Below are 21,888 nucleotides of genomic sequence, written 5' to 3'. Positions count from 1 at the left end.
TATTTATTTTTAAGGAGAAAATCATGGCAGTATTTGAAAAAGTACAAGAAATTATTGTTGAAGAACTTGGTAAAGAGGCTGAAGAAGTAAAACTAGAGACAACGTTTGATGAGTTGGATGCTGACTCACTTGATGTCTTCCAAGTTATTTCAGAAATCGAAGATGCTTTTGACATCCAAATCGAAACTGAAGATGGCCTTAACACAGTTGGTGACTTGGTTGCTTACGTGGAAGAAAAAACTAAATAATATGGCTTGAGAATATTCTGTTGAAGAGTATTCTCAAATCTTAGTCTAATAGTTTGATAATCAAATTATCGTAAGTAAGGATTGATGAAAACAAAATGAAAACAAGAATTACAGAATTATTAAATATTAAGTACCCTATTTTTCAAGGGGGCATGGCCTGGGTAGCAGATGGAGACCTGGCTGGTGCGGTATCAAATGCCGGTGGCCTGGGGATTATCGGTGGTGGTAATGCGCCAAAAGAAGTCGTGAAGGCTAATATTGACCGTGTCAAGCAAATCACAGATAAGCCATTTGGTGTTAATATCATGCTCTTGTCGCCTTTTGCTGATGACATTGTTGACTTGGTCATTGAAGAAGGGGTTAAGGTTGTGACGACTGGTGCGGGAAATCCAGGCAAATACATGGAACGTTTCCATGAAGCAGGGATTGTCGTGATTCCAGTTGTGCCAAGTGTCGCCCTTGCTAAACGCATGGAAAAACTGGGAGCGGATGCCGTCGTTGCCGAAGGTATGGAAGCTGGTGGCCATATTGGTAAATTAACGACCATGAGTCTGGTTCGTCAAGTGGTGGACGCAGTGGATATTCCAGTTATTGGTGCTGGTGGGGTTGCCGACGGGGCAGGAGCAGCAGCTATCTTTATGCTAGGAGCGGAAGCCGTTCAGGTTGGCACTCGGTTTGCTGTGGCTAAGGAGTCAAATGCCCATCAGAATTTCAAGGACAAGATTTTGAAAGCCAAGGATATTGATACTGTTGTATAAGCTTCAATCGTTGGTCACCCTGTCCGTGCCATTAAAAACAAGCTCTCAACGACCTATGCCAAGGCAGAACAAGATTTCATGCGTGGCTTGAAAGATGAGAAAGAAATTGAAGAGCTGGGAGCAGGTGCCTTACGCAACGCGGTTGTTGATGGCGATGTTGAGTATGGCTCTGTCATGGCTGGACAAATTTCCGGCTTGATTAAGAAAGAAGAAACCTGCGAAGAGATTTTACAGGACCTCTATTACGGTGCAGCTGCAGTGATTAAGGCTGAGGCAGCTCGTTGGGCAGATGTGGAGAACTAAGGAATGACGAAAACAGCTTTTCTCTTTGCTGGTCAAGGGGCTCAAAAATTGGGCATGGCCTATGACCTTTACCAACAGTTTGCCTGTGTCAAGGAAACCTTTGAGCAAGCAAGTCAACTGTTGGGCTATGATTTAAGAGCCCTCATTGATGAAGATGAGGAAAAATTAAATCAAACCCGTTATACTCAGCCTGCGATTTTGACAACATCGGTTGCGATTTATCGCTTGTTACAAGAAAAGGGCATCTGCCCAGATATGGTGGCTGGACTTTCTTTGGGAGAATATTCCGCCTTGGTGGCTTCTGGTAGTTTGTCCTTTGAAGAAGCCCTGCCCTTGGTTGCCAAACGTGGTGAATTGATGGAAACAGCAGCTCCAGCAGGGACAGGAAAAATGGTGGCTGTTTTGAATACACCAGCAGATGTGATTGAAGCTGTTTGTGTTCAGGCTGCTAGCAAGGGTCTGGTTAGCCCTGCCAACTACAACACCCCTAATCAGATTGTTATTGGCGGTGAAGTGGCAGCAGTTAATGAAGCAGTTGAATTACTCAAGGCCCAAGGTGTCAAGCGACTAATCCCACTTAATGTGTCTGGCCCATTTCATACTGCCTTGCTCCAGCCAGCCAGCCAGCAGTTGGCCCAAATTTTGGAGAAAGTAGAAGTTGGTCCATTTGAGCGGCCTCTGATTGGTAATACGGAAGCCAAGCCCATGGCGAGAGAAGCGGTCAAGCACTTACTGGCTCGTCAAGTCATGGAGCCGGTTCGTTTCTACGAATCAATTGAAACCATGAAGGCGATGGGGGCGACTCGTTTTATCGAGATTGGTCCAGGTCAGGTGCTTAGTGGTTTTATTAAAAAAATTGACAAACAGTTGGCGTCTGCCCATGTTGAGGATGTGACAAGTCTTCAGCACTTGCTAGATACTATGGAGGCATAGAATAGATGGAATTACAAGGAAAGAATGTCTTTATTACGGGTTCAACACGGGGAATCGGCTTGGCTATTGCCCACCGTTTTGCCAGTTTAGGGGCCAATGTTGTGCTTAATGGCCGTAGCCAGATTGCTCCTGATTTGGTAGCCAGTTTTGCTAGTTATGGCGTTGAGGTTGCCACCATTTCAGGTGATGTTTCTGATGGGGCAGATGCCAAACGCATGGTGGAAGAGGCTATTTCTCAACTAGGAAGTGTTGACATCTTGGTTAACAATGCCGGCATTACCAATGACAAGCTCATGTTAAAAATGACAGAAGAGGATTTTGACAAGGTGTTGAAAATCAACTTGACTGGTGCTTTTAACATGACACAATCGGTCTTGAAACCGATGACAAAGGCTCGTCAAGGTGCTATTATTAACTTATCTAGTGTGGTCGGTTTGACGGGCAATATTGGTCAAGCCAACTATGCCGCGTCAAAAGCGGGCTTGCTTGGTTTTACCAAGTCAGTGGCTCGTGAAGTGGCAGCACGTGGTATTCGTGTCAATGCCGTAGCACCAGGCTTTATTGAGTCTGATATGACAGATGCCATGGCGGATAAGGTAAAAGAGGCGGCTATTGCTCAAATTCCTATGAAGCGGATTGGTAAACCAGAAGAAGTTGCTAGCCTAGTGAGTTTTTTGGCAGAACAGGAGTACCTGACTGGTCAAGTCATTGCAATTGATGGTGGCATGACCATGCAAGGTTAAATGATAAAAGAAATAAAGGTAGAAAAATGACAGTTAATCGCGTTGTAGTAACAGGATACGGTGTGGCATCACCGATTGGTAATACACCAGAAGAATTTTGGCAGAGCTTAGAAAGTGGTCAAATCGGGATTGGTCCCATTACTCGTTTTGATACATCTGAGATTCCTGTCCATAATGCTGGTGAAATCAAGGATTTCCCATTTGACAAATATTTTGTTCGCAAGGATAAAAACCGCATGGACATGTACTCTATTTATGCTATTTATGCGACCTTGGAAGCCTTGGAAAATGCTCAATTAGATATGGATAGTGTCAATCGTGAGCGTACAGGGGTTATCGTGTCGTCAGGTATTGGTGGTTTGCAAGAAATGCAGGAACAAATTATCCGGATGCATGAGAAGGGGATTAAGCGTATTCAACCCATGTTTGTGCCCAAAGCCTTGTCAAATATGGCAGCAGGTAACATTGCCCTGCGTATCGGTGCCCAAGGGGTTTGTAAATCAATTACGACAGCCTGTGCCTCTGCCAATGATGCCATTGGTGAAGCCTTCCGTGAAATCAAGTTTGGTTTACAAGATGTGGTTCTAGCTGGTGGTGCAGAAGCGACCATCAATGAAATTGGTATTGGTGGCTTTAATGCCTTAACGGCCCTATCAACTACTGAAGATCCTAAACGTGCGTCAATTCCATTTGACAAGGACCGTAATGGATTTGTCATGGGAGAAGGGGCAGGTGTATTGGTGCTTGAAAGTCTTGAACATGCTCAAAAACGTGGTGCAACCATCCTAGCAGAAGTTGTTGGTTACGGCAATACCTGTGATGCCTACCACCAAACTAGCCCGTCACCAGATGGGTCAGGAGCAGCTCGTGCCATGCGTTTAGCCATTGAAGAGGCAGGCCTTACAGCAGCAGATATTGATTATGTCAATGCTCATGGAACCTCAACACCAGCCAATGAAAAAGGGGAAAGTCAGGCCATTGTAGCCGTTGTCGGTAAAGAAGTGCCTGTCTCATCGACCAAGTCATTTACCGGTCATTTACTGGGGGCTGCAGGTGGTGTTGAAGCGATTGCGACTATTGAAGCCATGCGTCATAGCTTTATTCCAATGACTGCTGGGACACAAGAATTATCAGAAGGTATTGAAGCTAATGTCATCTATGGTCAAGGTCAAGCAGCAGACATCAAATATGCCCTGTCTAATACTTTTGGCTTTGGTGGCCATAATGCTGTAACAGCCTTCAAACGTTGGGAGGATTAAGCGTGAATATTAAAGATATTAAGGACTTGATGGCTCAATTTGACCAATCAAGTCTGAAAGAATTTTCTTATCGTAATGGAGCAGATGAGCTAAGTTTTAGTAAAAATGAAGCCAAGTCTGCACCGAGTCCAGTAGCAGCTATTCCTGATTCAGTAGTGGCAGCAAGCCCAGTTGCTCAGGTGGCTGATGCGGTGACTAGCCTTGAGGAAAGTTCAGTACCCGCTAATCCTCTTGCGGAAGGTGACGTGGTGGAAAGCCCACTGGTTGGGGTTGCCTATCTAGCACCGGCTCCAGACAAACCAAGCTTTGTTTCGGTGGGCGATACGGTTAAAAAAGGACAAACCCTATTAATCATTGAAGCCATGAAGGTCATGAATGAAGTACCCGCTCCTCGTGATGGCGTGGTGACAGAAATCCTGGTTAGCAATGAAGAAGTGATTGAATTTGGTAAAGGTTTGGTGCGTTTGAAATGATTGATATTAAGCAAATTCAAGCAGCCCTCCCCCATCGCTACCCCTTCCTCTTGGTTGATCGGGTCTTAGACGTTAGCGATGATCGCATTGTTGCCCTAAAAAATGTTACTATTAACGAGCCTTTTTTTGAAGGGTATTTTCCAGGCTATCCTGTCATGCCAGGCGTTTTGATTATGGAGGCCCTGGCTCAAACGGCAGGTGTCTTGGAATTGTCAAAAGAAGGGAACCAAGGGAAATTAGTGTTTTATGCTGGTATGGACAAGGTTAAATTCAAAAAGCAAGTGGTTCCAGGTGATCAATTGGTCATGACAGCAACCTTTGTTAAGCGCCGTGGCAGTATTGCTGTCGTGGAAGCTAAGGCAGAAGTTGATGGTCAACTGGCAGCTAGTGGGATTTTGACCTTCGCTATTGGTAGTTAGGAAAAAATAAGAGAGGAAGTCAACCTCAACATGTTTAAAAAATTATTGATTGCCAATCGTGGTGAAATTGCTGTGCGGATTATCCGTGCCGCACGCGAATTAGGAATTGCCACGGTAGCAGTATATTCTGAAGCAGATAAGGAGTCTTTACACACTGTTTTGGCGGATGAAGCCATTTGCATTGGTCCAGCCAAATCAACAGATTCCTATCTCAATATGAACAGTGTCTTGTCAGCAGCTATTGTGACAGGGGCAGAGGCTATCCACCCAGGATTTGGTTTTCTTAGTGAGAATTCAAAATTTGCCACCATGTGTGAGGAGATGAACATCAAGTTTATCGGTCCAAGTGGTCAGGTCATGGACAAGATGGGGGATAAAATTAACGCTCGTAAGGAAATGATTGCGGCAAATGTTCCCGTTATTCCAGGTTCAGCTGGTGAAATTACTAGCCCAGAAGAGGCCTTGCGCGTTGCCCAAGAGGTGGGTTATCCAGTCATGCTCAAGGCCTCAGCCGGTGGTGGTGGTAAGGGAATTCGTAAGGTCAAGCAAGAAGAGGACTTGGTGGCTGCCTTTGAGTCTGCTTCGCAAGAAGCCTTGGCTGCCTTTGGCAATGGGGCCATGTATATTGAAAAAGTTATCTACCCTGCTCGCCATATTGAGGTGCAAATTCTTGGTGATAGCTATGGTAACATTATCCACCTGGGAGAACGTGATTGCTCTTTGCAACGCAATAATCAAAAAGTCTTAGAGGAAAGTCCGTCCATTGCCATTGGTCAAACCCTGCGTCGTCAGATGGGAGATGCGGCTGTCCGTGCAGCCCAGGCAGTGGCTTATGAAAATGCAGGGACCATTGAGTTCTTATTAGATGAGTCTACGGGTCAATTCTATTTTATGGAGATGAATACGCGTGTTCAGGTGGAACATCCCGTCACCGAATTTGTCACGGGAATTGATATTGTCAAGGAGCAGATTAAAATTGCAGCAGGTCAAGCACTCAGCCTTAGTCAAGATGAGGTGACCATTACTGGCCATGCGATTGAATGTCGGATTAATGCTGAAAATCCCGCCTTTAATTTTGCCCCAAGTCCTGGTAAAATCACGGACCTCTACTTGCCGAGCGGGGGCGTTGGTTTGCGTGTTGATTCGGCGGTTTATCAAGGCTATACCATCCCTCCCTACTATGATAGCATGATTGCTAAAATCATTGTTCATGGTGAAAATCGTTTTGATGCCTTGATGAAAATGCAACGTGCCCTCTATGAACTGGAAATTGAGGGTGTGATGACCAACAGTCATTTCCAACTAGATTTGATTTCGGATAAACGGGTCATTGCTGGTGATTATGACACGTCCTTCTTGATGGAAGCCTTTTTACCAGCTTATCATCCGGGAGATGAATAGGAGATGTCATGGCTTTATTTAGTAAAAAAGATAAAAATATTAGGATAACGCCGAACCGTTCCTTGAGACAAACTGTTCAGCGAGAAGTTCCTGAGGTCCCTGATGAACTCTTTGCCAAATGCCCTGCTTGTAAGCATACCATTTATCAGAAGGATCTGGGGCTAGCTAAGATTTGTCCGGCTTGCAGTTACAATTTCCGAATTTCAGCCCAGGAACGTCTGGCCCTGACGGTTGATGAAGGGACTTTTGAGGAATTATTCATTGGTTTAGAGACCAGTAATCCCTTAAATTTCCCTCAGTATGAGGAAAAATTGCAGGAAGCTCGTCAAAAAACAGGCTTAGATGAAGCGGTGGTTACTGGTCTAGCCAAGGTCAAGGGAGAAAAAGTTGCCCTAGCCATCATGGATGCCCGTTTTATCATGGCTAGTATGGGAACGGTTGTGGGAGAAAAAATCACTCGTCTCTTTGAACTGGCCACTGAGCAGGGCTTGCCAGTTGTCATTTTTACGGCTTCTGGCGGCGCTCGTATGCAAGAAGGGATTATGAGTTTGATGCAGATGGCTAAAATTTCAGCTGCTGTCAAACGTCACTCTCAGGCAGGTCTCTTTTATTTGACCGTTCTGACTGACCCTACGACAGGTGGAGTAACTGCTAGCTTTGCCATGGAGGGGGATATTATCTTAGCAGAGCCCCAAGCCCTGGTTGGATTTGCTGGTCGTCGCGTCATTGAAACAACTGTGCGTGAAACCCTGCCTGATGATTTTCAAAAAGCAGAATTTCTACTGGAACATGGTTTTGTTGATGCCATTGTTCCTCGTATGGCATTGCGGGATAAAATTGCTTATTTAGTTGCATTTCACGGAGGTAGCCAATGAGTCGGATTGCAAGAATTGTCAAGGAAGCTCGTGACCAGAGTCGTCTGACTGCCTTGGACTATGCCAATTTAGTTTTTGATGATTTTATGGAACTACATGGGGACCGGCAGATGGCTGATGATGGGGCTATCGTTGGTGGCCTAGCCCATTTAGCTGGTCGTCCAGTCACGGTTATTGGGATTCAAAAAGGAAAAAATCTCCAAGATAATCTAAAACGCCGCTTTGGTCAACCAAATCCGGAAGGTTATCGTAAGGCCCTGCGTTTGATGAAACAGGCGGAAAAATTTGGCCGCCCAGTCATTACCTTTATCAACACAGCAGGAGCCTACCCTGGTGTTGAAGCCGAAGAACGTGGTCAGGGTGAAGCCATTGCCCGTAATCTCATGGAAATGAGTGATTTGAAGGTGCCGATTATTGCCATCATCATTGGCGAAGGTGGCTCTGGTGGCGCCCTGGCCTTGGCAGTAGCTGACCGTGTTTGGATGTTAGAACATACCATTTATGCTGTCTTAAGTCCAGAAGGCTTTGCTTCTATTTTATGGAAGGATGGTACCCGGGCCAATGAGGCAGCTGAATTGATGAAAATCACAGCTAATGAGCTCTTGCAGATGGAAGTTATTGACAAGATTATTGTGGAACATGGTTATTTTACCAGTGAGATTATTGAGTTTTTGAAGGAAAACTTGATTGAGGAGTTGAACCATCTCACAAGTCTCGACTTACCACAATTATTGGAAGAACGCTATCAACGCTTTAGAAAATATTAATAGACTGGCTGGGGTAACCCAGCCATTTATGCTATAATAGAAAGGAGCAAAAGGAAAAGAGAGACAGATGTTAAGTAAAAATGATATTATCCGTGTAACAGTGACAGATTTGACCCATGACGGTTTAGGTGTCATCAAGCATGATGGGTGCGTTTTTTTTGTGGATAATGCGCTGCCAGGTGAGGAACTGGAGATGCGCGTCTTGAAACTGGGGAAATCAATCTCCTATGGTAAGGTGGAAACATTTCTGAGCCAGTCGCCCCATCGTCAAACTGGTCTTGCCCTTGATTATCTGCGGACCGGGATTGCAGATTTGGGCCATTTGGCCTATGAGCAGCAACTCTTGTTTAAGCAGGAGCAGGTCAGAAAGAACCTAGCCAAGATTGCCGGAGTGACAGGTGTTCCTGTTTTGGAAACCTTGGGCATGGCCAATCCCCTAGCTTATCGCAATAAGGCTCAGGTGCCAGTTCGGCGGGTCAAGGGTCAGTTGGAAACCGGTTTTTTCCGTAAGCAGTCTCATGATCTCTTGCCCTTGTCAGATTACTATATTCAAGATCCAGAAATTGATCAGCTCATCAATGCCGTACGGGACTTGTTGAGACATTTTGACCTTAAACCTTACGATGAAGTTGAGCATACGGGTCTGATTCGTCATCTTTTGGTGCGACGGGGACATTACTCAGAGGAATTGATGCTGGTCTTGGTGACCACTCGTCCCAAGATTTTCCGCATTGAACAAGTCATCCAGCAGTTGACCGAGCAATTTCCCAAGCTAGTGTCGATCATTCAAAATATCAATGATCAAAAAACAAATGTGATTTTGGGGAAAGAATTTCGGACGCTTTATGGTAAGGACACTATTACAGACCAGATGTTGGGCAATAACTATGAGATTTCTGCCCAGTCCTTTTATCAAGTCAATACGGAGATGGCAGAAAAACTCTATCAAATAGCCATTGATTTTGCAGCCTTGACCCCAAATGATGTGGTGATTGATGCTTATTCGGGTATCGGTACTATTGGGCTTTCCTTTGCCAAACATGTCAAGCAGGTTTATGGCGTTGAAGCCATTGAAAAAGCTGTTGAAGACGCTAAGAAAAATGCGGAGCGAAATGGCATCACCAATAGCACCTATGTAGCAGACAGTGCAGAAAATGCCATGGCACAATGGGTCAAAGACGGCATCAAACCAACTGTTATTATGGTAGATCCACCACGCAAAGGCCTGACCGAGAGCTTTATCAAAGCCAGTAGCCAAATGACTCCTCAAAAGATTGTTTATGTGTCTTGCAACCCAGCAACAATGGCGCGTGACATCAAACGCTATCAAGAACTAGGCTATCAATTAGAAAAGGTCCAGCCTGTAGATCTTTTCCCACAGACGCATCATATCGAGGTTGTTGGACTGCTAGAGAGAAAGAGATAAAGCCCACCGTTTTAGGGTTTACAAAAGGCTTGATACTAAGCCTTTTTTGAATTTTTGAGTGAAGTATCAATCTAACAGTCTGAAATGAGGCAGTAGGATTGATAGTGGTCAAGTATAAAATATATATAGAGGGGGTGCAAAATGTTCCAGCAGATAGGGTGTCTGTGGGAATTGTTTTACACCCCCTCATTTTTAATTTCTGATATCACTAAGATAGTCGATGGAGGTCTGAGTTTAGTAATTGATACAATTTTTTAGAAAGACTTTCTTAAAATATTAAAAACTCTCAAACAATTTGTTACAGAGTTTTTCAGACATATTATTAATGAATATCTTTGTCAAAATTTTGCAAGTATTCATTGATTTTCATCAGCATCAGTTCATTATCAAATAGTTTACAGATTTCTTTTGCTTCTAAATAGTAATTTTTTCGCTCCTCAATAGATAATAATTTTTCACCAGCATTTCCTACGATGATAAGAAGAGGAGCTAACTGGTAGGTGGTCTGCCATTTTTTACAAATGTCAATTGTTTCCAAGGCTTCTTGGATCGCATCAAAGTTACGTTTTTTTGAGATTAAATAATGTGCATGGTTATATCGAACACGAATATATCCAAACAAATATTCTTGATGACCTAAATCCTTGTTATCATAGGCTTGTCTTAAAATCAGATAGTTTTTTTCATAGTCATCGTCGCGATTGACTAGTGAGTAGAAGTTAGATAAAGTATTAAGGATTTTCAAGTGAACCATGGAATTTGGAGACAATACTTGAAGGCTGCTTTCCAAATTGGCTATTGCCGAGTTCTTATTGTCGTATTTATAAAAATCAATAATAGCCTTTACCCAGTTTAGATAAGTTCTGTCCTCAGAGGAAAGTTTTTTTGTTTTCTCTTGTTCTAACTGGTACAGATATTCCAAATCATTATAATTTCTATCCTCTAATAGTTTTGTTGCAAGCTGTTTAAAGTTAGTGATATTAGATTTTAACTCTATATGCTCGTTAAAAAAATAATCAAGAGGTACGTCTAGCCTTCGAGCAAATTGAAAAAGCATTTCTGCTGATGGCATAAATGTTCCTCTTTCTATTTTACTAAGTTGACTTTGACCGCAAATACCATCACAAAGTTCTTTCTGTGATAAATTAAGCTCTTTTCTTCTTAGTTTAAATTTTTCTGCAAGGATACTCATATTATTTTGCCCTTTTCTTTTAATATTTACCTTTAAAGTATACACCTTTTAGTTAAAATAAGCAACAAAGCAAGGCGATGGTATTCCTATAGTGAATAAAAATACAAAAAAGTCAAAAAAGAAATATAAAATATTTACGACAGATGATTTTGGTGATACAATAAAAACGTAAAGGAAAAAAGGGGCTTAAAAAATGAAACGAAATAAACACTTTTCGAAGTTACTTGCTTTATTTGCAGTAGCAAGCGTAGTATTAAGTAGTGTTAATTTTTATCCTAATATTGGAAAACTTGGCAACTATCCTGAAGTAAGAGTCCAGCAGAATAATAAGTCTGGCGGGCTTGATGTAGGGAAAGCTGATTAGCAAATAGGCTCGTAGGGTAACTTGAATGAAGTCTATTCAGCCGAGCTGTTTCATCATTATTTTGAACTATTTTGAAATTAAAAGTGATGGCTTCCGAACAAGTTTAATATACGTATTAAGAGGTGATACCAATGTACTAGTCAAGATAGCAATGCTTTTTAGTAAAAAAATAATTTATTGATCAAGTCGTGACGTAATAAATTACATAGAAACTTGTTAGAAAAGGTGAAATATATGTCAAATGAAGTATTCTTATTTGAAGAAATTGAAGAAATCTCAGTGCCGGTTAGTGATTTTTCAGTTGGACTTGCTACAGGTATTGGATTTGGTTTAGCAATTCTTGGTCTTGTTGGCTGTTGAGGTTTGTTAAATTAAAAAACGAGAAAAATAAATGTATTTGCGGAATAGTTCTCTGTTTTAGTCAGATAATTTACTAACGTCAAGTTTATTTCCATTTCATTTGGATATTTTTATTAATGTCATATTATTCTTATTTTTTGGATATTTATTATATTAGGAATAGTGTGTATTAGTTATTATTTGACTTTATTATTTAGTAAGGAGGTTTAGTATGTTTAAAAAATTAGGCATAATTAGCGTTTGCATATATATAACTATTTTATACTTCTTGAGAACATATCATATTATCAATAATAATGAAACAATCTTGCTATCGGTTATCTGCTTAATGTTATTGTTTTTTTTAAGATATTTATTTGACAGAGGTTAGTAAATTAGATATTGAGTAAAAATGTAGAATATAAAGGAGGTACAATGCGTATGATTGAAGTCAGCCATTTATCAAAAAGTTTTGGAGATAAAATAGCTTTAAAAAATACAAGCTTCACTGTTAAAGAAGGTTAGATTTTTGGATTTTTAGGACCATCTGGTTCAGGAAAGACCACAACGATTAATATTCTGACTGGACAGCTCTCCTTACCGATAAAGGACATTCTATTATTTTAGGACAAAATCTCAAAATTTAACAAGCAGTGAATTAAAGAGAATAGGATTGGTTAGCGATACAGGTGGATTTTATGAGAAAATGTCTCTGTATCACAATCTTCTTTTTTACAGTAAATTCTATAATGTTAATCAGTCACGCATTGATAATTTGCTAAAGAGAGTAGGATTATATGAGAGTCGCAAAATCGTAGCGGAAAAATTATCCACTGGAATGAGGCAGCGAATGCTTTTGGCACGAGCTCTTATCAACAAACCCGATGTACTTTTTCTTGATGAACCTACCTCAGGTCTAGACCCCACAACTTCTCGAACAATCCACGATTTAATTTTAGAATTGAAAACAGGGGGGACAACAATTTTTTTAACAACTCATGATATGAATGAAGCAACTCTTTTATGTGATTATGTTGCCTTATTAAATAAAGGGAAATTAGTTGAGCAAGGGGCTCCTTCTGAACTCATTCAAAAATACAATAAAGATAAAAAGATTAAGGTTACAGATTACAATGGAAATAGGTTAACTTTTGATTTTAGATCACTAAAACAGATGTCTCAGGCTAATATAGAAAATATTTTTTCAATTCATTCATGTGAGCCTACTTTAGAAGATATCTTTATCGAATTAACAGGAGGAAAGCTAAATGTTTAAACGATTTCTGGCTTTGGTATGGTTACGTTGTCAAATTGTACTTTCCAATAAGAGTATTTTATTGCAAGTTTTAGTGCCTTTTGCTTTCACATATTTTTATAAATATCTGATGGAAACACAAGGTGAGGTCAACAATCAACAAACATTAGTTCTTCTGAGGATGTGTTTGCCTTTTTCTTTGGCTTTAGCTGTTGGAAATCCTATAACAGTTATCTTGTCTGAAGAGAAAGAAAAGCACAATTTACAAACTCTTATGTTGAGTGGTGTTAGAGGTTATGAATACATTTTATCAACTTTATTTCTCCCGTTTTTTCTGACTTTTGTGATTATGGGGATTACTCCTCTTATTTTAGGAGCAACGATTGTACATGCTTTTAGTTACATTACAATTATTCTTCTAACCTCATTCTCAATCATTTTATTCTATTTACTGATAGGTTTAATTGCGAAAAACCAAGTAGCAGCTCAGGTAATCAGTCTCCCTTCTATGATTTTAGTTGCTTTTTTACCGATGCTATCTGGTTTGGATAAGACTGTTGCAAAGATAACAGATTATAGTTTTATGGGATTGTTTACTAAGTTTTTCATAAAGTGGGAGGAATTTTCATGGAGTAAAACTCTGATTCCTAATCTAACACTACTTGTTTGGATTGTTCTTTTATTAACTTTAATTACGATAACTATTAGGAAAAAGAAAATTTCTTAAATGAGTCGCTTTATAAGACTGATAATTGCCTTATAGTAAGGGAGAATGAGACTTAGAAAGTCCTATTTTGACAGTAAGAGGTAGACGGGCTTACTGGGGAGATACCTGATTATGGGCAGTTATGAAGACTACCATCAGAAGAAGGAGCGACTATGAACGATTATTTTACTGTTCAATAGGTATAAAATTCCCAACTATTTTCCCTACAATTCTTAGTTCTTTCTCAGCTGGCGCAAACTTATCTAGGTAAGAACCAATATGGACATGAATCTGTAGGCGGTTGACATCAACGACTCCTGGTTTATATGGTGAGTTGGCATTGACGAAGTAGGCATTTTGATAAGCTTCACCATCAGGACGTTCTAATTCCCCATCACGAAGTGGAGTTTTTAGAATCTCAAGTGCTGGAACAGATTTTCCGTTACCTTTGAGTTTTGATTTGTCTTCCTTGTAGGCAAGTTCAATGGCAGCTTTGATTTTATCGACAGTCTCAATATCATCCTTTGGAATGATGAGTGAGACACTGTATTTTGGTTTGCTGCCGTTGATGGTTTTGGGTTCATTGGCATTCAAGTAGCTGGAGTGATTATTTTTACCTGTAATTACTTTTGTTGACATGTGTTTATACCTCTTTAAAGTCATTTTTTTCTAGGTTCATTTCTTGACGTGTATTATCAATTGGAACGAGTGTTGGTTTGACGATAAGACAACCAAGCAGGTCATTGAAGGTTTTCTTACCAAGGAGCTTGGTCATGGCAGTGATCGTAAGAAATTTCTTCTAGTAAGGGTCAAAGCTAGCGTCAATCACAGCTTTGCTGACGGCAACTTCGTCTGATATCTTACGAACCGAACGTCCCTCTACCAGTTTGACCTGGTATTGTTCTACATTCAGTAGCTTCTTGTAAAGCGTAGGCTTTGATGTCATTTGCCCATGAAACCAGTAAGTCCAGCTTTGGGCAAGAGTTCGTTTTCCGTCCACTTAAGCAGTTCAATTTTGTCCATCTCAAAGGTGGAAATGTTATATTTTTGTGGTTGGAATATGGTCATAGTAACCTTATCAAAATCATAAATACCGTTAAACATATCTAAAGCACCTAGTGCATAACACATCATTTGTGGGTTAAGGAAAGACTGAAGTGATTAAAGGTTTTGAGAGCATCTGATGACTTCCATAACTAGTTAATTTTTACATTGATAAAAAGCCTTGACATTTCTTGGTGTCAAGGCCTTATCTTAATAGTCTTGTGATTGGACAGAATCTGTTGAGCGACCAATCAAGAGCAGAGATTTCTGATTCTTGTTCATTATTAATGCTATGTCTTGTTAGAACTGATAACCGTTGGGGTTGCCGATGTCACCAGTAATCAAATTACCTTAGCTGGAATGTAAGGCTTTGGTAATCTTAATTGTCTGTTGCTTGGCTAGCAGGAGCTTCTAGTTGACTGGTACTGGCTTCGGAACTAGCTTCTGGTGTCAGAGAACTGCTGTCATTAGCCGGTGTGGTTGAGTCTTGGCTACCTAGCTCATCTTGACTAGTTGTGGTACTGGTGTCAAAACTGGCTGCTGGAAACTCTTGGCTGGAGCTAGGTGTTTGGTTAAACCATTGATTATCTGTGTTCGTTGTGGTTGTGTCTTTGAGATAGCTGCTAGGTTCGTTAGTGGGCTCTACCTTATTTTTGTTATTGAGGGCGTTGTTAATGGTGATAGAGGCTACAATAATGCTTAAAATACTACCGATGAGGGCAATGGTTTTTTGTAGGGCAGAAAACCCGGTTTTGATATGGACGGTAGGTGGAGTGGCTGATTTTCGGTCTTTTTTTGCTTTGCGTGAGTATTGGCTAGTCATTGTTACTCTCCTTTTTATACTATTATACGATTTTATTCGAAAATTTTCCATTAAAAGCTAGGGGAATCAGGCACCTATTAGCGAATAAATAGTCAAATAAACCATAAGATGGTATAATAAAAACTATTATGAGAAGAAAAATAAAAGCAACACTCATTTGGTCCTTTTTTTTCTTGGTATTTCTGCTCATGATTGGAGCAAATGCCCGTCAAGGAATTAAAAAATCCAATCTCAAGTCTAATCAGGAAACCAACCAGTCAGTAGCTAAACAGTCGCAAGAGGAGAGAAAACAGCAGACAATCCAATCTCTAATGGCAAAGATGAGTTTGGAGGACAAGGTTGGCCAGTTATTTTTTGCGAGGGTACCTGCTCAGAATGCCTTGGCTGACTTGGAAGATTATCGGTTGGGAGCCTATTTGTTATTTGCGAGAGACTATGCTGACAAGGATTTGACAGGGGTCAAGGAGATGACAACTAGTTTTCAAGAAGTGTCAAAAATCCCCTTGATTATTGGTTCTGATGAAGAAGGTGGAACAGTGACGCGGATATCAGAGATTCTAGATAATCCTTTCCAATCTCCCATGGCGCTTTATCAGGTCGGTGGACTAGCAGGGGTGCTAGCTGATAATAAGGCTAAGGTAGAACTCTTGAAGTCAGTCGGTATTTACACTGGCCTGTATCCCGTTGCTGACATTGCTCAAAGAAGCAGTTCTTTCATCTATAGTAGAACCTTGGGGGAAGATTTGACCAAGACTAGTGATTATGTTAGTCAGGTGGTTCGTCAGTTAAAAAAGGAAAAATTTGGCTCGACCCTCAAGCATTTTCCTGGGTATGGTGACAATGGTGATAGCCATACGGGGGTTATTCAGGATGACCGTTCCTTATCGCAATTGGCTGCTTATGACTTGAGAGTATTTGAAGCAGGGATTAAGGCTGGGGCAGATAGTGTTTTGGTCTCGCATAATATTTTAAGTCAGATTGACGATGTACCCGCTTCGATTTCGCCCAAAATGACACAGATTTTGCGGCGGGACCTAGGCTTCCAAGGAGTGATTATGACAGACGACTTTGATATGGCTGGCTTGGCAAATCTAATGAGTCAGGAAGAAGCGGCCTATCAGGCCATTCAGGCTGGTAACGACATGGTCATGAGTTCGTCCTATCAAACTCAGATTCCTTACCTTTTAGAGAAAGTCAAATCTGGGCAGTTGAGTGAGGAGCGTCTAGAAGAGTCGGTTAAGCGTATTTTGGCTTGGAAATATGAGTTAGGTTTATTATCGGACAAGGCAGAATGAAAGGTGTAGTGATACATCTTTTTTTCTTGGGCTATCCTGAGTTGTTAGAAGATTTATCTTATGGTAAAATGATAGGTATTGAAAATGAGAGGTCTTGTATGATTTATTTTGATAATGCCGCAACGACAGCCCCCTATCCAGAGGTTTTACAGACCTATCAGGAGGTTGCCAGTAAGCTGATGGGCAATCCATCTAGCTTGCATGATTTGGGAGTTCAAGCCAAGCGACTTTTGGAAGCCAGTCGCCAGCAGGTTGCCAGTCTTTTGGGCAAATCTGCTGAGGAGATCTTCTTTACCTCTGGGGGAACTGAAAGTGACAATTGGGCCATCAAGGGACTAGCCTTTGAGAAAGCAGTTTATGGCAAGCACTTAATTGTTTCTGCCATTGAGCACCCTGCGGTCAAAGAGTCAGCTAAGTGGTTGCAGGCCCAAGGTTTTGACGTGGATCTTGCTCCAGTGACCAAGCACGGTTTTGTTGATTTAGAAGCTTTGGAGAACCTATTGCGGCCAGATACGATTTTAGTGTCGGTCATGGCAGTTAATAATGAAATTGGTGCCATTCAACCCATCAAGGCCATTGCCCAGCTTTTGGAAAATCGGCCGACCATTGCCTTTCACGTGGACGCTGTTCAGGCCATTGGCAAACTTCCTATAGCAGACATCTTACCACAACGAGTGGATTTCGCTTCTTTTTCTAGCCATAAGTTTCATGGGGTGCGAGGGGTCGGTTTCTTGTATAAGAAGCAGGGCAAGAAGATTAGTCCTCTCTTGACAGGAGGAGGTCAAGAAGCTAACTTGCGGTCAACCACAGAAAATCTGCCAGGGATTGCAGCAACTGCCAAGGCCTTGAGATTGACCTTGGAGCAGGTTGACCAGCCAGCCCAGATGCAAGAGTTACGAGATTATTTGTTGGAGGAGTTGGCAAGCTTTCCTGACGTAACCGTCTTTTCTGGGCGGGAAAATTTTGCGCCCAACATTGTGACCTTTGGTTTAAAAGGCCTTCGGGGAGAAGTTTTGGTTCATGCCCTTGAAGAAGAGGGCATCTATGTCTCGACGACTAGTGCTTGCTCGTCCAAGGCTGGCAAACCAGCGGGAACCCTTTTAGCCATGGGCTTTCCCCTTGATTTGGCTCAGACAGCAGTGCGTGTGAGTTTTGATGGGGAAAATCAGCTGTCTCAAGTGGAAGCCTTTGTCGGGGCCTTTAAGCAGATTTATCAACAGACAAGAAAGGTGAGAGTTTAATGCAATACGCTGAAATCATGGTGCGCTATGGTGAATTGTCCACCAAGGGCAAAAACCGTATGCGTTTTATCAATCAACTAAAGCGGAATATCCAACATGTACTAAGTCGTTATCCCTCTGTCAAAGTCACGGCTGACCGTGACCGGGCTCATGTCTATCTTCATGGAGCCGATTATCAGGCGGTGGCAGAAGCCTTGAAAGAAGTTTTCGGTATTCAGGCTTTTTCCCCAGTTTATAAGGTGGAAAAGGATGTGGTGGTTTTGAAAAAGGCGGTGCAGGACATCATGCAAGGCCTTTATCGTGAGGGCATGACCTTCAAGATTGCCACTAAACGCAGTGACCATAGTTTTGATTTGGATACGCGTGAACTAAATCAGACCCTGGGTGGGGCTGTTGTTGAGGTTCTGCCAACCATTCAAGCTCAAATGAAAAAACCTGATGTGACGCTCAAGGTGGAAATTCGTGATGATGCTGCTTATCTTTCCCATGAGGAGGTCAAGGGAGCTGGGGGCTTACCTGTCGGAACATCTGGTAGGGGAATGCTTATGTTATCTGGTGGGATTGACTCGCCAGTAGCAGGTTATTTGGCCTTGAAACGTGGGGTAGAGATTGAGGCAGTGCATTTTGCTAGCCCACCCTACACCAGTCCGGGAGCCTTGAAAAAAGCCCATGACCTGACGCGTAAATTGACTAAATTTGGTGGTCATATTCAGTTTATTGAGGTGCCGTTTACCGAAATTCAGGAAGAAATCAAGGAAAAAGCTCCTGAAGCTTATCTGATGACCCTGACCCGTCGCTTTATGATGCGGATTACAGATGCCATTCGAGAACAGCGGTCAGGTTTGATTATTGTCAATGGTGAAAGTTTGGGACAGGTTGCCAGCCAGACCTTGGAGAGTATGCAGGCCATCAACGCTGTAACAAACACGCCAGTCATTCGTCCAGTGGTTACCATGGACAAGTTGGAAATCATTGAGTTGGCTCAGAAGATTGATACCTTTGACATTTCCATCCAACCCTTTGAAGATTGTTGTACCATTTTTGCACCAGACCGTCCTAAAACCAATCCTAAGCTCAAACATGTGGAGCAGTATGAAGCTCGTTTGGATGTTGAGGGCTTGGTGGCACGAGCAGTTGAGGGAATTAAGGTGACAGAAATCACTCCACAGGGTCAAGAAGACCAAGTTGATGACTTAATTAATGTCCTGTTATAAATGATGAAGACTCTGTCTTGGGCAGGGTCTTTTTACGGCGATTTTTTGTGAAAACGTTAACATATTTTGTGCTTAAAATGCTTAAATTTGATATAATAAGGTTATGGATATCTGGATGAAGCTAGCAGAATTTTCTTTAATTGAAACGAAAGACCTTCTTTTACGTCCTTTTCTATTTAACGACCGGCAGGAATTTTTGGAGATTAGCACTGCCGCAGAGCCATTGCCGTTTATTTTTCCGCAAGGTTTGACGGTCCTTGAGAGTGACTATGTGTTTGTTCATGATTTTTTGAAAAATCCTTTAGGCATTTGGGCGATTGAAGAAAAGAAAACCGGTACCTTACTAGGAGCAATTCGGCTAGAAAATCTATCTTGGGCTGATAAAAAGGCAGACTTGGCCTATTTTATTAGAAGAGAGTCCTGGGGTCAAGGCTATGCGACCCAGGTGGTTAAGACCATTAGTTTTTTAAGTTTTCAGGAGTTCGGCCTGGCGGAGTTGAACATTGTGACGCATCTAGAGAATCTAGCTAGTCAACGGGTGGCCCAGAAAGCAGGCTTTCAGGAACTTGGCCAATTTAAAGGAAGTGACCGTCATAGTCGCAAGACTAGGCGATACAAGGCTTTTGTTCTGAGGAGAAGGGATTATAGCGATGAGTAAACATCAGGAGATATTGGATTATTTGGAAAATCTAGCGGTTGGTAAAAGGGTCAGTGTACGTCGTATCGCTAGTCGTTTGAATGTTAGTGACGGAACTGCCTACCGGGCGATCAAGGAAGCAGAAAATCGTGGGCTGGTAGAGACCCATCCTAGGAGTGGAACCGTCCGTATTCATCAAAAGCAGGGCTTGCGATTTGACCAGTTGCGCTATGCTGAAATTGCTCAAATTAGTGAATCGGTGATTGTTGCGGGTCACCAAGGGTTGGAAAAGGAATTTAGCCGTTTTGCGATTGGTGCTATGACCAAGGAAAATATTCGCCCCCATTTGGCTAGAGGGGGGCTGCTGATTGTCGGTGATCGAACTGATATTCAGGAGTTAGCTTTGGAGATGGGCAATGCGATTTTAGTGACAGGTGGTTTTCCGGTTGAAGCGAGGATTAGGGACTTGGCAGATGGCCTGGCCATTCCAATCATGGTTAGTCATCATGACACGTTTACAGTAGCGACCCTGATTCACCAGGCCTTTACCATAGCTAGTGTCCAGAGTCAGACGAAACGAATCGCTGATATTTATCAGAGCAAGGAGTCCTATGGGTTTCTGGGAGAGACGGCGACAGTGGCAGATTATTTGGCCTTAAAAAAGGCAACCAACCGAGTGCGTTTTCCTTTGGTTAATGGGCAGGGGAAAATTATTGGGGTTATTAGCCTGAGGGATATTGTGGGTTACACAAGTAAGGTCTCATTAACCAAACTCATGTCAGAAAATCCTGTTTCGACCTGTTTGGCAGAAGGCCTGGATAAGATTAGTCAAATCATGATTCTGGAAGACTTTGACATGTTACCGGTAATAGATGAGCAGCAGGTCTTGCTTGGGGTGGTGACGAGGAGGCAGGTCATGGAAAACTTAATGCAACCAGCCTATCAGCCATTGTTGGGGCATGCTCGGCCGACCTTACTGAGCCAATTAGTCAGAGACAGGAATAACTTTAGTCTTGTCATTGAGCCATGGATGCTAGATGCTAGGGGGCAGTTTTCTAAGGCTGCTTTGACCGAATTATTGACCCTGATGACTGGAAAAATTACCCATGAAGTATGTCAAAATCATATCATTATTGAGCAAATGATGATATACTGGTTAGAGGAGATTTTGCTTGGGGCTCAATTAGTTATCCAGGCAAGACCGGTTTTTTCCACAAGCAAGCAGGTTATAGACTATACCCTGCTAGTTGATAAAAAAGAGGTGGGGAAGGCGATTATTACCAGTAAAGTAGACTAAAAGGAGTTTTTCCAAATGATGACATTAAAATCCACTCGTGAAATTGAAGCCATGGAACGTGCTAGTAAGGTTTTGACCAGTATCCATGTGGCTTTGCGTGACTTGATTAAGCCAGGTCTTGACATGTGGGAGATTGAAGAATTTGTCCGCAGACGCTGCAAGGAAGAAAATGTCCTCCCCTTACAGATTGGGGTAGATGGTAGTGTGATGGATTATCCCTATGCGACTTGTTGTGGACTCAATGACGAAGTTGCCCACGCCTTTCCCCGTCATTATATGCTTCAAGAAGGGGACTTGCTTAAGGTAGATATGGTGCTCAGTGAGCCTTTGGATAAGTCAGTAGTGGATGTTGCCAAGTTGGATTTTGACAATGTTGCCCAAATGAAACAGTATACCCAATCCTACAAGGGAGGGGTGGCAGACTCTTGTTGGGCTTACGCGGTTGGTCAAGTGTCAGAAGAAGTCAAAGATCTGATGGCGGTCACGCGTGAGTGCCTCTATAAGGGGATTGAACAAGCTGTTGTGGGCAATCGCTTGGGTGATATTGGAGCAGCCATTCAAGACTATGCCGAAAGTCGTGGCTATGGCGTGGTGCGTGATTTGGTGGGGCATGGAGTTGGCCCAACCATGCATGAGGAGCCAATGGTGCCCCACTATGGTGTGGCAGGTCGTGGCCTGCGTTTGCGTGAAGGCATGGTCCTAACCATTGAGCCAATGATTAACACAGGAACTTGGGAAATTGATACGGATTTGAAAACGGGTTGGGCCCATAAAACCTTGGACGGAGGTCTGTCTTGTCAGTATGAGCACCAGTTTGTCGTCACTAAGGATGGGCCAAAAATCTTGACCAGCCAAGGTGAGGAGAGAACCTATTAA

23 protein-coding genes and 3 pseudogenes are annotated in these 21,888 nt (G+C 42.2%); 22 read left to right on the top strand and 4 right to left on the bottom strand.

Annotated elements, in window-relative coordinates; genetic code table 11:
* The first annotated feature begins 23 nt into the window (after positions 1–23).
* The 11 genes and pseudogenes from FRX57_RS02585 to rlmD all read left to right on the top strand — a co-directional run bounded on the left by FRX57_RS02585 (position 24) and on the right by rlmD (position 9,605).
* Entirely contained in the window at positions 24–248 is a 225-nt protein-coding gene (locus FRX57_RS02585) for an acyl carrier protein (protein ID WP_146566333.1), read from the top strand.
* A gap of 95 nt (positions 249–343) precedes the next feature.
* Positions 344–1,309: pseudogene (gene fabK / locus FRX57_RS02580) on the top strand (enoyl-[acyl-carrier-protein] reductase FabK).
* Positions 1,310–1,312: 3 nt separating this feature from the next.
* Positions 1,313–2,242 carry an ACP S-malonyltransferase gene (fabD, locus tag FRX57_RS02575; RefSeq protein ID WP_146566331.1) on the top strand — a complete coding sequence of 310 codons (930 nt, stop codon included), beginning with the start codon at positions 1,313–1,315 and terminating at the stop codon, positions 2,240–2,242.
* Positions 2,243–2,247: 5 nt separating this feature from the next.
* Positions 2,248–2,985, top strand: coding sequence for a 3-oxoacyl-[acyl-carrier-protein] reductase (fabG, locus tag FRX57_RS02570; RefSeq protein WP_146566329.1), 738 nt, complete (start codon positions 2,248–2,250; stop codon positions 2,983–2,985).
* Positions 2,986–3,011: 26 nt separating this feature from the next.
* Complete coding sequence (fabF, locus tag FRX57_RS02565) at positions 3,012–4,244, top strand: beta-ketoacyl-ACP synthase II (protein WP_146566327.1); 1,233 nt, start codon at positions 3,012–3,014, stop codon at positions 4,242–4,244.
* A 2-nt stretch (positions 4,245–4,246) separates the two neighbouring features.
* Entirely contained in the window at positions 4,247–4,717 is a 471-nt protein-coding gene (accB, locus tag FRX57_RS02560) for an acetyl-CoA carboxylase biotin carboxyl carrier protein (protein ID WP_146566325.1), read from the top strand.
* Positions 4,714–5,136 carry a 3-hydroxyacyl-ACP dehydratase FabZ gene (fabZ, locus tag FRX57_RS02555; protein ID WP_146566323.1) on the top strand — a complete coding sequence of 141 codons (423 nt, stop codon included), beginning with the start codon at positions 4,714–4,716 and terminating at the stop codon, positions 5,134–5,136. The genes accB and fabZ overlap by 4 nt, the downstream gene beginning before the upstream one ends.
* Positions 5,137–5,166: 30 nt before the next feature.
* Entirely contained in the window at positions 5,167–6,537 is a 1,371-nt protein-coding gene (locus tag FRX57_RS02550) for an acetyl-CoA carboxylase biotin carboxylase subunit (RefSeq protein WP_146566321.1), read from the top strand.
* A gap of 8 nt (positions 6,538–6,545) precedes the next feature.
* A complete protein-coding gene (gene accD, locus FRX57_RS02545) occupies positions 6,546–7,412 on the top strand; it encodes an acetyl-CoA carboxylase, carboxyltransferase subunit beta (protein WP_146566319.1) in 867 nt (288 codons plus the stop codon).
* The gene (locus FRX57_RS02540) at positions 7,409–8,179 is read left to right on the top strand and encodes an acetyl-CoA carboxylase carboxyl transferase subunit alpha (RefSeq protein WP_146566317.1); all 771 of its coding nucleotides are present in this window, start codon (positions 7,409–7,411) and stop codon (positions 8,177–8,179) included. The genes accD and FRX57_RS02540 overlap by 4 nt, the downstream gene beginning before the upstream one ends.
* Before the next feature lie 67 nt (positions 8,180–8,246).
* Positions 8,247–9,605: a 23S rRNA (uracil(1939)-C(5))-methyltransferase RlmD gene (gene rlmD / locus FRX57_RS02535; RefSeq protein ID WP_146566315.1), complete on the top strand. Its 1,359-nt coding sequence runs from the start codon at positions 8,247–8,249 to the stop codon at positions 9,603–9,605.
* Positions 9,606–9,927: 322 nt separating this feature from the next.
* On the opposite strand, the gene FRX57_RS02530 is transcribed toward rlmD, so the two are convergent.
* A complete protein-coding gene (locus FRX57_RS02530) occupies positions 9,928–10,797 on the bottom strand; it encodes a helix-turn-helix domain-containing protein (RefSeq protein ID WP_146566313.1) in 870 nt (289 codons plus the stop codon).
* Positions 10,798–10,990: 193 nt separating this feature from the next.
* Between FRX57_RS02530 and FRX57_RS07595 the strand changes: the two genes are divergently transcribed.
* From FRX57_RS07595 to FRX57_RS02515, 5 genes are all read left to right on the top strand, one after another.
* Positions 10,991–11,161, top strand: a complete 171-nt coding sequence (locus FRX57_RS07595; protein ID WP_186600808.1) for a PhrA family quorum-sensing system peptide — start codon at positions 10,991–10,993, stop codon at positions 11,159–11,161.
* A 234-nt stretch (positions 11,162–11,395) separates the two neighbouring features.
* A complete protein-coding gene (locus tag FRX57_RS07790) occupies positions 11,396–11,521 on the top strand; it encodes a hypothetical protein (protein WP_281287345.1) in 126 nt (41 codons plus the stop codon).
* Positions 11,522–12,025: 504 nt separating this feature from the next.
* Positions 12,026–12,127, top strand: coding sequence for an ATP-binding cassette domain-containing protein (locus FRX57_RS07865; RefSeq protein ID WP_146566704.1), 102 nt, complete (start codon positions 12,026–12,028; stop codon positions 12,125–12,127).
* A 40-nt stretch (positions 12,128–12,167) separates the two neighbouring features.
* Positions 12,168–12,776, top strand: a complete 609-nt coding sequence (locus FRX57_RS02520; RefSeq protein WP_186600818.1) for an ABC transporter ATP-binding protein — start codon at positions 12,168–12,170, stop codon at positions 12,774–12,776.
* Positions 12,769–13,482 carry an ABC transporter permease gene (locus FRX57_RS02515; RefSeq protein WP_146566309.1) on the top strand — a complete coding sequence of 238 codons (714 nt, stop codon included), beginning with the start codon at positions 12,769–12,771 and terminating at the stop codon, positions 13,480–13,482. Before FRX57_RS02520 ends, FRX57_RS02515 begins: the two co-directional genes overlap by 8 nt.
* Before the next feature lie 267 nt (positions 13,483–13,749).
* Here the strand turns inward: FRX57_RS02515 and FRX57_RS02510 are convergent.
* The 3 genes and pseudogenes from FRX57_RS02510 to FRX57_RS07735 all read right to left on the bottom strand — a co-directional run.
* Positions 13,750–14,100, bottom strand: a pseudogene (locus FRX57_RS02510) (ssDNA-binding protein); the annotation flags it as partial.
* A gap of 4 nt (positions 14,101–14,104) precedes the next feature.
* Positions 14,105–14,604, bottom strand: a pseudogene (locus FRX57_RS02505) (DUF2800 domain-containing protein); the annotation flags it as partial.
* Positions 14,605–14,884: 280 nt separating this feature from the next.
* Positions 14,885–15,328, bottom strand: a complete 444-nt coding sequence (locus tag FRX57_RS07735; RefSeq protein WP_246100902.1) for a DUF6556 family protein — start codon at positions 15,326–15,328, stop codon at positions 14,885–14,887.
* A gap of 188 nt (positions 15,329–15,516) precedes the next feature.
* Between FRX57_RS07735 and FRX57_RS02495 the strand changes: the two genes are divergently transcribed.
* The 6 genes from FRX57_RS02495 to FRX57_RS02470 all read left to right on the top strand — a co-directional run bounded on the left by FRX57_RS02495 (position 15,517) and on the right by FRX57_RS02470 (position 21,888).
* Positions 15,517–16,623 carry a glycoside hydrolase family 3 protein gene (locus FRX57_RS02495; RefSeq protein WP_246100900.1) on the top strand — a complete coding sequence of 369 codons (1,107 nt, stop codon included), beginning with the start codon at positions 15,517–15,519 and terminating at the stop codon, positions 16,621–16,623.
* Positions 16,624–16,721: 98 nt separating this feature from the next.
* Positions 16,722–17,864: a cysteine desulfurase family protein gene (locus FRX57_RS02490; protein ID WP_146566302.1), complete on the top strand. Its 1,143-nt coding sequence runs from the start codon at positions 16,722–16,724 to the stop codon at positions 17,862–17,864.
* Positions 17,864–19,078 (top strand): tRNA uracil 4-sulfurtransferase ThiI, encoded by a 1,215-nt coding sequence (gene thiI, locus FRX57_RS02485; RefSeq protein ID WP_146566300.1) that lies wholly within the window; start codon positions 17,864–17,866, stop codon positions 19,076–19,078. Before FRX57_RS02490 ends, thiI begins: the two co-directional genes overlap by 1 nt.
* A gap of 115 nt (positions 19,079–19,193) precedes the next feature.
* Positions 19,194–19,736, top strand: a complete 543-nt coding sequence (locus tag FRX57_RS02480; RefSeq protein WP_246100899.1) for a GNAT family N-acetyltransferase — start codon at positions 19,194–19,196, stop codon at positions 19,734–19,736.
* Positions 19,729–21,012, top strand: coding sequence for a DRTGG domain-containing protein (locus tag FRX57_RS02475; RefSeq protein WP_146566296.1), 1,284 nt, complete (start codon positions 19,729–19,731; stop codon positions 21,010–21,012). Before FRX57_RS02480 ends, FRX57_RS02475 begins: the two co-directional genes overlap by 8 nt.
* 15 nt (positions 21,013–21,027) lie before the next feature.
* Positions 21,028–21,888 carry a methionyl aminopeptidase gene (locus FRX57_RS02470; protein WP_146566294.1) on the top strand — a complete coding sequence of 287 codons (861 nt, stop codon included), beginning with the start codon at positions 21,028–21,030 and terminating at the stop codon, positions 21,886–21,888.

Source organism: Streptococcus cuniculipharyngis (assembly GCF_007859195.1).
GTDB classification, from domain to species: domain Bacteria; phylum Bacillota; class Bacilli; order Lactobacillales; family Streptococcaceae; genus Streptococcus; species Streptococcus cuniculipharyngis.
Note: the sequence above shows the minus strand (reverse complement) of the source record. Positions and strands in the feature narration are given on the sequence as shown.

Excerpts from the sequence above, each read along its gene's own strand:
- FRX57_RS02585 (WP_146566333.1), top strand. The coding sequence starts at position 24 with ATGGCAGTATTTGAAAAAGTACAAGAAATTATTGTTGAAGAACTTGGT.
- fabD (WP_146566331.1), top strand. The coding sequence starts at position 1,313 with ATGACGAAAACAGCTTTTCTCTTTGCTGGTCAAGGGGCTCAAAAATTG.
- fabG (WP_146566329.1), top strand. The coding sequence starts at position 2,248 with ATGGAATTACAAGGAAAGAATGTCTTTATTACGGGTTCAACACGGGGA.
- fabF (WP_146566327.1), top strand. The coding sequence starts at position 3,012 with ATGACAGTTAATCGCGTTGTAGTAACAGGATACGGTGTGGCATCACCG.
- fabZ (WP_146566323.1), top strand. The coding sequence starts at position 4,714 with ATGATTGATATTAAGCAAATTCAAGCAGCCCTCCCCCATCGCTACCCC.
- FRX57_RS02550 (WP_146566321.1), top strand. The coding sequence starts at position 5,167 with ATGTTTAAAAAATTATTGATTGCCAATCGTGGTGAAATTGCTGTGCGG.
- accD (WP_146566319.1), top strand. The coding sequence starts at position 6,546 with ATGGCTTTATTTAGTAAAAAAGATAAAAATATTAGGATAACGCCGAAC.
- FRX57_RS02540 (WP_146566317.1), top strand. The coding sequence starts at position 7,409 with ATGAGTCGGATTGCAAGAATTGTCAAGGAAGCTCGTGACCAGAGTCGT.
- rlmD (WP_146566315.1), top strand. The coding sequence starts at position 8,247 with ATGTTAAGTAAAAATGATATTATCCGTGTAACAGTGACAGATTTGACC.
- FRX57_RS02530 (WP_146566313.1), bottom strand. The coding sequence starts at position 10,797 with ATGAGTATCCTTGCAGAAAAATTTAAACTAAGAAGAAAAGAGCTTAAT.
- FRX57_RS07595 (WP_186600808.1), top strand. The coding sequence starts at position 10,991 with ATGAAACGAAATAAACACTTTTCGAAGTTACTTGCTTTATTTGCAGTA.
- FRX57_RS07790 (WP_281287345.1), top strand. The coding sequence starts at position 11,396 with ATGTCAAATGAAGTATTCTTATTTGAAGAAATTGAAGAAATCTCAGTG.
- FRX57_RS02515 (WP_146566309.1), top strand. The coding sequence starts at position 12,769 with ATGTTTAAACGATTTCTGGCTTTGGTATGGTTACGTTGTCAAATTGTA.
- FRX57_RS07735 (WP_246100902.1), bottom strand. The coding sequence starts at position 15,328 with ATGACTAGCCAATACTCACGCAAAGCAAAAAAAGACCGAAAATCAGCC.
- FRX57_RS02495 (WP_246100900.1), top strand. The coding sequence starts at position 15,517 with ATGATTGGAGCAAATGCCCGTCAAGGAATTAAAAAATCCAATCTCAAG.
- FRX57_RS02490 (WP_146566302.1), top strand. The coding sequence starts at position 16,722 with ATGATTTATTTTGATAATGCCGCAACGACAGCCCCCTATCCAGAGGTT.
- thiI (WP_146566300.1), top strand. The coding sequence starts at position 17,864 with ATGCAATACGCTGAAATCATGGTGCGCTATGGTGAATTGTCCACCAAG.
- FRX57_RS02480 (WP_246100899.1), top strand. The coding sequence starts at position 19,194 with ATGAAGCTAGCAGAATTTTCTTTAATTGAAACGAAAGACCTTCTTTTA.
- FRX57_RS02475 (WP_146566296.1), top strand. The coding sequence starts at position 19,729 with ATGAGTAAACATCAGGAGATATTGGATTATTTGGAAAATCTAGCGGTT.
- FRX57_RS02470 (WP_146566294.1), top strand. The coding sequence starts at position 21,028 with ATGATGACATTAAAATCCACTCGTGAAATTGAAGCCATGGAACGTGCT.